Source organism: Chitinophagaceae bacterium (genome assembly GCA_030053935.1).
Taxonomy (GTDB): domain Bacteria; phylum Bacteroidota; class Bacteroidia; order Cytophagales; family JASGCU01; genus JASGCU01.
Genome location: JASGCU010000094.1, coordinates 1 through 9,191 on the forward strand (window position 1 = coordinate 1; position 9,191 = coordinate 9,191).

Below are 9,191 nucleotides of genomic sequence, written 5' to 3' on the forward strand. Positions count from 1 at the left end.
ATGCCATTGCAGTAGAAAATCCTTTTATAACCATTTTCCCAAACCCTGCCGATGACTACATGACCATTCAATGGGATAAAAACCAAAAAGTCTCTTCCGTAAAAATATATGATGTAAAGGGAAATGAGGTATCTGATGGGGGATTGGGGATTGGATATGGGGTATCTATAGATATAAAAACCATGCCAAAGGGAGAATATATTGTGGTGGTATATGGAGAAAAAGGAGAGATTTTAAAGGCGGAGAAAGTACTAAAAGAGTAATGAAAAAATAATTGCAAGGGCAGAAAAACTTCTGTCTTCATTATTTAAAAAAAGACATTGCATGCAATATCTTTTTTTTGTAAGAAATCAGTTTTTAGAACCTACCTTATAGCAACACATGTTCATACCAACTCTTCCATTGATTGTTCTACTTTGGTTCCGCAATAAGGACAAAAAGTAAACAACGGCTCTAACTCACTAAAACATTTGGGACACCCCATACCCAATATTTGTGATGTTTTTACGGTATACATTTCAGGTATTTCTTTGAGAAACACAGATTCTTTTCCTTTTTCCGTTATCAGAAATAATTTCTCCTTAGCTCTTGTAATGGCAACATAAAATAACCTTCGTTCTTCTTCTAAAAGAGATTCGTAACGTGGTTTTTTGATGACTTGAAATATCCTATCTTTCATCCATATATCAGGAAAACCCCTATATCCGTTATTAAGCCCTATAACAAACACAACTTTTGCTTCCATACCCTTTGCAGAGTGAATGGTTTTAGTAGGAATAGATATATTTTCTTTTGCAAACCCCCCTTTATAAGAAGTTTTTTGAGCATTATGCGAGTGCGTAAACATATCCGTTCTTCTGTATAGCAATAAAATATCCTCTACTTTTACATTTTCAGCAAGCATTTGCTTTATTTTCTCTATACAAAACTTTATATTGTCATTTTCGTTTGCCCCTGTAAATATAACTATTTTGTGTTCATTTGTTTTAGAGGAATAGATGTGTTTTTCTACCTGAAGTTTATTATGTTTTATGACTTCGTTACTCGCTTCTACAATGTTTTGAGTGCTTCGGTAGTTGAGATTTAACTTTATTATCTGAGCAGGAGGAAAATACTTTTCAAAATCAATGATATAATGCACATCTGCCCCTCTAAAACTATACACACTCTGCCAATCATCACCCACACAAAAGAGCTGGCTCTCAGGGGTTAAAAGAATTTTGAGTAATTCTATTTGTGTGGTATTGACATCCTGAAATTCATCTACTAATATATATTTATACTTTGCTTTGAGAATATTTATTATATCGAGATTATTTTTAAAGAGCTGTATAGAGGTAGAAATAAGATCTTCAAAGTCCAAATAGGACTTATTGACACAGTATTGATGGTATTTTTGTATCAATCTGTTGGCTATGGTATAAAAAATCCTTACTCTTTCGTGCTGATCCCTTTGTGAATGTTCAAATATACTATCTAATCCTTTATTTTCTACTTTCAGAAGATGAATAACCTGCAAAACATCTAAGAGAAAGAGCTTTAAATACTCATTATAAGTATTAAATTCCTCCGAAAAAGACAGCGGCGCTTGCTTTTGAAAGTATGCAGGCAATCTATTTTTGAGTATTCTCTCCAAAGCAATATTAAATGCATGAGAATCTTTTGTCATACTTTCATAAGTTTTCACTAACAAAAGCTTCCCCTTGCGAAATTGCCACTCTTTCCCCTTCATCTCATAACTTTGATTGCTGGTATGCTCTATATAAAGGTCTGCATCAGGTATAAAAAAGTCGGGATGAAAATCAAAATCCCCGCCCACATTAAGAGTTGGCTCATATTCAAAATATATTTTATGTCTATAGAGCCAATCAGCAATATACTGCTCCGATTTAGAGCGGACAGAGATACCATTGAGAGTAGTATAGTATTTTGCATGTTCTCTAAAGGAAGTCGCTTCTTTTTTTTCAAATGATTTATCTATTTTATCCACATAATAATCTATGATATATCTTTTGAGCAAAAGTAAAAAGTCCCCTTCTTCGCATTCTTGCAGAGTTATTTTATGAAGCACTTCAAAAATAGTTTCTTCCGCTATATGATGCGAAAATTCATCGTCTTCACTCCACTTTTTATCTAAAATTATTTTAAATTTATTGTCAAATTGATTCGCCCCAAATTGCTTTAAAACCTCAAAACAAAAGCTATGGAAGTTTTTTATAGTTGGAACATCGGAAAGATGCTTTTTTTTATAGAGTTTTGGATTGTATTCCGTAGATTCTTCCGACAATTGACGATCCGCAAGAGGGCTATTGATGAAAGTAAAACGATGATGCATCTCATTTGCAGCATTTTTAGTAAAGGTAATTGCTAATATATTCTGTGGATTCACTCCTTTTTCTTGTATAAGGTAGGTAAGTTTCTCCACTAACGTCTTTGTTTTCCCCGAACCTGCAGCCGCTAATACCAGAATGCGTTTTTGTTCACTCATCACTGCTTCTCTCTGCTGGTCATTTAAAAAACTTAAATCTATTTTCATTTTATTTATTTGTTTGATACCATTTCCTTTTTATTATAGTATTTTTTATTTCAAAAGTTCCACAAAACATACAAAGAAAACAAAAAATACACAAAGTAAACATAAAACATATAAAATACATAAAACACCTATTACGACTTAAAAAAATAGTATCAAAAGAATACTCAAGGGAATAAAAATGTTAACAGAAAAAATAAAAAATACATTCAGAGGTTGTTTTGTATGGGAGAGTATAAAAATAGAAAAATCATCCATAAAAATTTGTATCTGTATTATAGGAATCATCATCAGCGCCGCTTCCATCGTATATGTAAACCTTTTAATAAATAAATTGAAAGAGAGAGAGGAAAAATGGATAAATCTGTACGCTAAAACCTTAGAATATGTAAGCAATGAAAAAGAATACTCACAAAACTTTACCTTTATACTCCAAGAAATTATTATTCCTAATAACTATATCCCCGTAATCCTTACTGATGAGCATAAAATAGCCCTCGAATATAGAAATATATATCAGTTAGAAAAAATTACCTCTGAGAGAGAGAAAAAAAATATCCTCCAAAGACGAATAGAAAATATGGAACAGCAGTACAAACCTATCAAGATACTCGTCGTAAAAGGAAAACTCAATCAACCCCCTCAATATAATTATATCTATTACGAAAATTCTTACCTTCTCAAAGAACTGCAATACTTTCCTTACATTCAAATTATTATTATTCTTATCTTTGGTTTGATAATGTATGCGGGATTTCTCTATCTCAAAAAAATAGAAGAAAATAATACTTGGATTGGATTGGCAAAAGAAACAGCACATCAATTGGGCACCCCTCTATCCTCCCTTATAGGTTGGTTAGAGCATCTCAAAAACGATGAACAATTCAAAAATTCTGCATTTGTGGAAGAACTCGAAAAAGATATTGATAAATTGCAAACTATCACAGAAAGATTTTCTCAAATAGGATCGCCTGTAAATAATTTTCAGCAAGAAAATATCGTCAATATTACCAAAGAAGTATTAGAATATATTGAAAAAAGAATTCCTACAGATATTCATTTAGAACTTGTAACCATTCCCACCAAAAGTTTAGATATATCTGCACTTGTCAATAAACCACTTTATTCATGGGTAATAGAAAACGTCTGTAAAAATGCAGTAGAATCACTCTCAGGAAAAGGATTCGTGAGCATAAAAATAATAAAAGCAAACCATAATCAAGTATTTATAGAAATAAGAGATACGGGAAGAGGACTTATGAAAAACGAATTTGAAAAAGTGTTTGAACCAGGATACACAAAAAAGAAACGTGGATGGGGACTCGGACTTACTCTTTGCAAGAGAATCATTGAACAATATCACAGAGGAAAGATATTTGTAAAAGAATCCGAATTAGGAAAAGGAACAACTTTTAAAATTATTTTAAGTGAAAATTAGCTCACCCCGATAAGATATCTTATTTTTTCTTATAATATTTATATCATTATTATATAAAACCAATAAATATTTACATTTAAATGAGATAATCTTTTACCCGAATCATTTTCGTTTTCAAAATATCTTGGTAATTATAGAATAGAACTCTTGCATAATGGATAATTATTACATCAAGATTCAATAAATTTATAAAAATAGAATAGTATTCGCTTCAATCTATTATTGATCGATGAAAATATTGTATTTCTGTGTAAAATAGATACAACATTTATTATACATATTTCATAGCATAATTAATACCTGGACAGTAAATTTGGTTTTTACTAAAAAATATATGGAATTTGGATATTGAAATAAGAAAATATAAAAAATAACAATGCAGGGACACTTAAGCGCTTGGTAGGTATCCAAAGAAAATTATTTGATAAAATGATTTCGGAATATATAATGGTATAAATTTTAAATCTACCTACGAAGCACAGTGATAAGTATAACATAATCAGAGTTTTAGTAGAAAATGTAATACGAAGTATAAAAAATATTCAGAATATCATCTGATAAATATAGAAATAATATTTACAAAAATAGGGAAGACCTTCTTATTTGAAATTTGAATATCAGACCCTTTTATAATAGAGGTTTAAAAAAGCATATCAATAGTTACAAAAACTCTATAAAATACTTTTTGAGACAAGATAATTACAATAATTGAAGATAATCGTTATTATTTTAAATAATAAATAAATTTTTAAGTAAAAAATTTATTTATTTTGTGAATTGAAAAATAAAAAAGATATATTTACATAATGATTCAAAATTCATTATAATTTTTAATGATTCAACCAAAGAATTTTATGCTATGGAATTAAATTCAAAAATACCCGATGGCCCCCTTTCAGAAAAATGGACAAAACATAAATTTGATTTAAAATTAGTAAATCCTGCTAATAAAAGAAAATATGATATTATAGTAGTAGGAACAGGTTTAGCAGGTTCATCCGCAGCTGCTAGTTTGTCAGAATTGGGCTATAATGTAAAATCGTTTTGTTTTCAAGACAGCCCCAGAAGAGCACACAGCATTGCCGCACAAGGTGGAATAAATGCAGCGAAAAACTATCAGAACGATGGAGATAGTATTTTTAGATTATTTTATGATACTATAAAAGGAGGAGATTATAGAAGTAGAGAAGCAAATGTTTATAGATTAGCAGAAGTAAGTGTCAATATAATAGATCAATGTGTAGCACAAGGAGTACCTTTTGCAAGAGAATATGGAGGATTACTGGCTAACAGATCTTTTGGCGGAGCACAAGTTTCAAGAACTTTTTATGCCAAGGGACAAACGGGACAACAATTATTGCTAGGTGCTTACAGCGCTTTAAGTAAACAAATTGGATCAGGAAAAATAAAAATGTACAGTAGGACAGAACTGATGGACATAGTAACTATAGATGGTGTAGCAAAAGGTATTGTAGTAAGAGATCTTGTTACGGGGAAAATAGAATCACATTCTGCACATGCAGTGCTTCTCTGTACAGGAGGATATGGAAATGTATTTTTTCTTTCTACAAATGCTATTGGATCCAATGTAACAGCCGCATGGAGATCTCATAAAAAAGGCGCTGCTTTTGCAAACCCATGCTTTACCCAAATTCACCCTACTTGTATTCCCGTTCACGGAGAACACCAATCAAAACTCACTCTCATGTCAGAATCTTTAAGAAACGACGGAAGAGTTTGGGTTCCAAAAACAATAGAAACATCCGAAAAATTAAAAAAAAATATCATAAACCCATCTGATGTAGCAGAAGAAGACAGAGATTATTTTTTAGAAAGAAAATATCCTTCTTTTGGAAATTTAGTACCACGAGATGTCGCATCAAGGAACGCAAAAGAAGTTTGTGATCAAGGAAGAGGTGTATCTACAGAAGGATTAGCAGTTTATTTGGACTTTAGAGATGCAATTAAACGTGATGGAGAAAAAAATATATCGACTAAATATGGAAATCTTTTTGATATTTATTTACAAATAACCGGAAAAAATCCATATAAAGAACCAATGATGATATACCCCGCAGTTCACTATACCATGGGAGGATTATGGGTAGATTATAATCTTATGACCAATATCCCAGGTCTATTTGCTTTAGGAGAAGCAAATTTCTCAGACCATGGAGCAAATAGATTAGGAGCATCAGCATTGATGCAAGGGTTAGCAGATGGATATTTTATAGCACCCTATACTGTTGGAGATTATTTAGCACGCATACCATCAGAAAAAGTACCTACAACACATAACGCCTTTAAAGAAACAGAAGAATCTGTAAAACAAAATATTTCAAAACTTCTTTCTATAAAAGGAAATAAAACCCCATCAGAGTTTCATAAAGCATTAGGAAAAGTTATTTGGGACTATTGCGGAATGTCCCGAACAAAAGAAGGACTTATTCATGCGCAATCTCAAGTATTATCTATTTATGAAGAATTTTGGAATAATTTAAAGATAAGCGGAAAAAATGAAGAATTAAATATGTCCATAGAAAAAGCAAACAGAGTTGCCGATTTTATAGAACTTGGGTACCTTATGATCAAAGATGCTATGGAAAGAAATGAATCTTGTGGTGGGCATTTTAGAGAAGAATATCAAACCGAAGATGGAGAAGCCAAACGCGACGATGCAAATTTTAGTCATGTATCCGTATGGAAATACCTAAAACCAATGCAACATTCTTTTCATACAGAAAAACTCATGTTTGAAAATGTAAAACCATCACAAAGAAGTTATAAATAAAGTACTAAAAATATATTATCGCCATGAGTAATATTCTAAACCATATAAAAACAAATCCTTTGCAAAATAAAACAGAGGAAGAAAAAATAATGTATCTATCTATTTTATCTACCATAGCAATGGCGGATGGAAAAGTATTAGATGAAGAAATAGAAATGATAAATAAACTTTGTGATATTTCTGATATTTCTCAAAAAGCAAAAAAAAAAATATTACAATTTATGCAAAAACCAAATAATGAAAAAATAACCGAAAAATATATTCAAAAAATTGCTATAACAGATTTAAAATACTCTCTCATCGTAAATATGTTTTTTTTAGCATTTTCAGACTTTATATTATTACCACAAGAACTTCGTAAAATTAAAGATACTGCTAAATCTCTCAATATACCTATTGAGGATGTAAAAGATATTAAAAATTATGTAAAATTTGCTATAAAAGTAAAAATTTGAAATAAAATTATACCACATACATTAATAATTTAACTACAACAATCATGGATAATATTTTAGATTATATCAAGGTGAATCCCTTACAAGATAGAACTGAAGAAGAAAAAGTAACATATTTATGTGTTCTTTCGAGCATTGCATTAGCAGATGGAAAAATATTAGAAGAAGAAATAAAAATGATGAATAAATTTTGCGATATTTCTAATATATCTCAAAAAACTAAAAGTACAGTAGTAGAGTTTATGAAAAACCAGAACAATGAAAAAGATATGCAACAATATATTCAAAAACTCGCTGTAACCGATTTAAGACATTCACTCATCGTAAATATGTTTTTTTTAGCATTTTCTGATCATTTACTAGATTCCCAAGAACTTCGTAAAATTAAAAATATTGCTAAATCTTTGAATTTAACTATAGAAGAAGTCCAGAATATTAAAAAATATGTAAAATTTGCTATAAAAGCAAGAATAGGAAAAAGAGTATAATAACATAAACCAAAATTATTTTATGAATCTTACACTAAAGGTATGGAGACAAAAAAATACTGAAGTAAGAGGAGATTTTATCACCTATACTATTTCAGATGTATCTCCAGATATCTCTTTTTTAGAGATGTTAGATATTCTTAACTTACAAATCGAAAAACGAGGAGAAGAACCAATTCATTTCGATCATGACTGTAGAGAAGGAATTTGTGGAGCATGCAGCCTTTACATAAATGGAAAACCTCATGGACCTTTACAAACAACAACTTGTCAACTCCACATGAGAAGTTTTAAAAATAACGAAGTTATATGGGTAGAGCCATGGAGAGCAAAAGCATTCCCCGTGATAAGAGACCTCGTAGTAAACAGAGGAGCATTTGATAGAATTATTCAAGCAGGAGGATATATTTCTGTAAATACTGGTGGTGTCCCTGATGCAAATACTATACCTATATCTCAAAATATTGCGGAACAATCTATGGATGCTGCCTCTTGTATTGGATGCGGTGCCTGTGTAGCTGCTTGTAAAAATGCTTCTGCAATGCTCTTTGTAGCTGCAAAAACAACTCATTTGGGACTGTTACCACAAGGAATGGTAGAACAAAAACAGAGAGTAGAAAAAATGGTTGCTCAAATGGATGAAGAAGGTTTTGGAGCATGCACTAATACGGGAGCCTGCGCAGCGGAATGCCCAAAACAAATCCCGCTCACCACTATCGCAAAACTAAATAGAGACTACATAAGTACAAAACTCTCTTCTCAAAATATGTAAAATACAAAAACAAGATTACTAAAAAATAGTTTCAAAATATGAGAGGGAATTCTAAAAATTTATTGTTATACTTCTAATATAACCCACGTTTTATAGCGTGGGCTTTTTTTTATACTCCGAATCCAGATAGAAAGAACATTCAAAACTACCTTACTACATAGTTGGAGATAATTACAATCTTGTAAAATACTTTTTTGGTCGCCGATAGGCAGATTTATTACCTGCTTTCTTTGTAAATTTTGTGGTATATTTTTTTATTCTTATTGTGCCGCAAAGATAGTGGTATCTAAATAGTTATAAATAAAAAATATATTCAGACAATTTAAAAATATGCAATAATACAAGGGAATAATAAAAAATAAAAACAATGGATATAAACAAACTCATTTTAGGAGATAATTTAGAAATTTTACGAACTATAGAAACAGAAACGGTGGATTTAATCTATCTTGACCCACCGTTTTTTAGCAATAGAAATTACGAGGTAATTTGGGGAGACAATGGAGAAGTGCGAAGTTTTGAAGACCGCTTTTCAGGAGGAATAGACCATTATATTGCTTGGCTCAAAGAACGAGTCATAGAAATGCACCGAATATTAAAACAAACAGGATCCCTATTTTTACACTGTGATTGGCATGCAAATGCTTATATAAAAGTATATATTTTAGATAAAGTTTTTGGAGATAAAAACTTTAGAAATGAAATTATTTGGCA

8 protein-coding genes are annotated in these 9,191 nt (G+C 30.8%); 7 read left to right on the plus strand and 1 reads right to left on the minus strand.

The genetic code is table 11. The annotated features are described in order from the left end of the window. Positions 1 to 263: T9SS type A sorting domain-containing protein (locus QM536_08515; GenBank protein ID MDI9357048.1), on the plus strand; the 263-nt coding region annotated here is incomplete at its 5' end. Positions 264 to 385: 122 nt separating this feature from the next. On the opposite strand, the gene QM536_08520 is transcribed toward QM536_08515, so the two are convergent. Further along, positions 386 to 2,536, minus strand: coding sequence for a UvrD-helicase domain-containing protein (locus tag QM536_08520; protein MDI9357049.1), 2,151 nt, complete (start codon positions 2,534 to 2,536; stop codon positions 386 to 388). Between the two features lie 178 nt (positions 2,537 to 2,714). Here QM536_08520 and QM536_08525 point away from each other — a divergent pair, with 178 nt between their 5' ends. The 6 genes from QM536_08525 to QM536_08550 form a co-directional block, all read left to right on the plus strand. Beyond that, on the plus strand, positions 2,715 to 3,971 hold the full coding sequence (locus QM536_08525) for a HAMP domain-containing sensor histidine kinase (GenBank protein MDI9357050.1): 1,257 nt from the start codon (positions 2,715 to 2,717) through the stop codon (positions 3,969 to 3,971). Positions 3,972 to 4,830: 859 nt separating this feature from the next. Continuing rightward, positions 4,831 to 6,762 carry a fumarate reductase/succinate dehydrogenase flavoprotein subunit gene (locus QM536_08530; GenBank protein ID MDI9357051.1) on the plus strand — a complete coding sequence of 644 codons (1,932 nt, stop codon included), beginning with the start codon at positions 4,831 to 4,833 and terminating at the stop codon, positions 6,760 to 6,762. Positions 6,763 to 6,785: 23 nt separating this feature from the next. After that, entirely contained in the window at positions 6,786 to 7,217 is a 432-nt protein-coding gene (locus QM536_08535) for a hypothetical protein (GenBank protein ID MDI9357052.1), read from the plus strand. 44 nt (positions 7,218 to 7,261) lie between these two features. Further along, the gene (locus QM536_08540; protein ID MDI9357053.1) at positions 7,262 to 7,705 is read left to right on the plus strand and encodes a TerB family tellurite resistance protein; all 444 of its coding nucleotides are present in this window, start codon (positions 7,262 to 7,264) and stop codon (positions 7,703 to 7,705) included. Between the two features lie 22 nt (positions 7,706 to 7,727). Beyond that, a complete protein-coding gene (locus QM536_08545) occupies positions 7,728 to 8,477 on the plus strand; it encodes a succinate dehydrogenase/fumarate reductase iron-sulfur subunit (protein ID MDI9357054.1) in 750 nt (249 codons plus the stop codon). 367 nt (positions 8,478 to 8,844) lie between these two features. Beyond that, on the plus strand, positions 8,845 to 9,191 hold a 347-nt coding region (locus QM536_08550), incomplete at its 3' end, for a DNA methyltransferase (protein MDI9357055.1).

Coding starts and splice junctions, on each gene's coding strand:
- QM536_08520 (MDI9357049.1), bottom strand. CDS start 2,536: ATGAAAATAGATTTAAGTTTTTTAAATGACCAGCAGAGAGAAGCAGTG.
- QM536_08525 (MDI9357050.1), top strand. CDS start 2,715: ATGTTAACAGAAAAAATAAAAAATACATTCAGAGGTTGTTTTGTATGG.
- QM536_08530 (MDI9357051.1), top strand. CDS start 4,831: ATGGAATTAAATTCAAAAATACCCGATGGCCCCCTTTCAGAAAAATGG.
- QM536_08535 (MDI9357052.1), top strand. CDS start 6,786: ATGAGTAATATTCTAAACCATATAAAAACAAATCCTTTGCAAAATAAA.
- QM536_08540 (MDI9357053.1), top strand. CDS start 7,262: ATGGATAATATTTTAGATTATATCAAGGTGAATCCCTTACAAGATAGA.
- QM536_08545 (MDI9357054.1), top strand. CDS start 7,728: ATGAATCTTACACTAAAGGTATGGAGACAAAAAAATACTGAAGTAAGA.